This is a genomic window from Bradyrhizobium sp., from assembly GCF_030693485.1.
In the GTDB taxonomy this organism is placed as follows: Bacteria; Pseudomonadota; Alphaproteobacteria; order Rhizobiales; family Xanthobacteraceae; genus Bradyrhizobium.
Map to the genome: position 1 here is coordinate 1 of NZ_JAUYAN010000210.1, position 1224 is coordinate 1224.

General features: G+C 60.0%; 2 protein-coding genes. Both read right to left on the reverse strand.

What is annotated here, in order from left to right; genetic code table 11:
* A partial coding sequence (locus Q8N40_RS15635) for an ABC transporter permease subunit (RefSeq protein WP_305712444.1) occupies positions 1 to 280 on the reverse strand: 280 nt, incomplete at its 3' end.
* A gap of 80 nt (positions 281 to 360) precedes the next feature.
* The gene (locus Q8N40_RS15640) at positions 361 to 1212 is read right to left on the reverse strand and encodes an amino acid ABC transporter substrate-binding protein (RefSeq protein WP_305712445.1); all 852 of its coding nucleotides are present in this window, start codon (positions 1210 to 1212) and stop codon (positions 361 to 363) included.
* Between the last annotated feature and the right edge of the window lie 12 nt (positions 1213 to 1224).

The following is a 1224-nucleotide window of genomic DNA, read 5'->3' on the forward strand; positions in this document are numbered from 1 at the left end:
GCGGCAGCAATTCCGGCAGCACGAAGAACCAGAGGAAGAGCTGCACCAGCAGCGGCATATTGCGGAAGAATTCGACGTAGGCGAAGCCGATCCAGGAGGCGGTCTTCGACGGCAGCGTCCGCAGCACGCCGATAACAGAGCCGAACACCAGCGCGATGATCCAGGCGAACACCCCGGTCTGGATGGTCAGCCACAGTCCCCTGAGCAGCATATCGAAATAGGTACCGGTCCCCCCCGGGGCCGGCTCGAAGAAGATGCTCCAGTTCCAGTTATAGCTCACGAAGGCCTACCGTCCGTTATGCCGCCGAAACGTGCCCATGCAATGGCCGGGCCATTGCATGGGCAGAAGCACCCGTTTGCCTATTTGTAGGAATCCGGATCCGCCGAGTCCGACGGTTTGGCGAACTCGTTCTTCAGCTTTGCGTCGATCGGCACATTGAGGTTCAGGCCCTTGGGCGGGATCTTGGACATGAACCACTTGTCGTAGATCTTCTGGCCCTCGCCGCCCATATAGAGCGCAGCCGTGGCCGCATCGACCACCTTCTTGAAGGCCGGGTCGTCCTTGCGCAGCATGATGCCGTAAGGCTCCGGCTTGGAGAATGCGTCACTCGAGATGACGTAATCGCCCGGCGCCTTCGAGCCGGCAACCAGGCTCGCCAGCAAAATATCGTCCATCACGAAAGCCACGGCGCGGTCGGTCTCGACCATCAGGAAGGCTTCGGCGTGATCCTTGGCCGGGATGATGTTGATGCCGAGCTTGCGTTCGGCGCTGGCTTCAGTGAGCTGCTTGATGTTGGTGGTACCCGACGTGGAGACCACCGCCTTGCCCTTGAGATCGTCGATCGAGTTGATCTTGCTGGATTTCTTCGTGACGTAACGGCTCGCGGTCAGGAAGTGGGTGTTGGTGTAGGCGACCTGCTTCTGCCGCTCGGCGTTGTTGGTGGTCGAACCGCATTCGAGATCGATGGTGCCGTTGGCGAGCAACGGAATGCGGGTCGATGAGGTCACCGGATTGAGCTTGACCTCGAGCTTGTCGAGCTTGAGCTCCTTCTTCACGGCATCGACGATCTTGTAGCAGATGTCCATGGCGTAGCCGATCGGCTTCTGGCTGTCGTCGAGGTAAGAGAATGGGATCGACGAGTCGCGGTGGCCGAGGGTGATGGTCCCGGTGTCCTTGATTTTTTTCAGCGTCCCGGTGAGTTCCTGCGCCATCGCCGGTCCCGC

Coding starts and splice junctions, on each gene's coding strand:
- Q8N40_RS15640 (WP_305712445.1), bottom strand. CDS start 1,212: ATGGCGCAGGAACTCACCGGGACGCTGAAAAAAATCAAGGACACCGGG.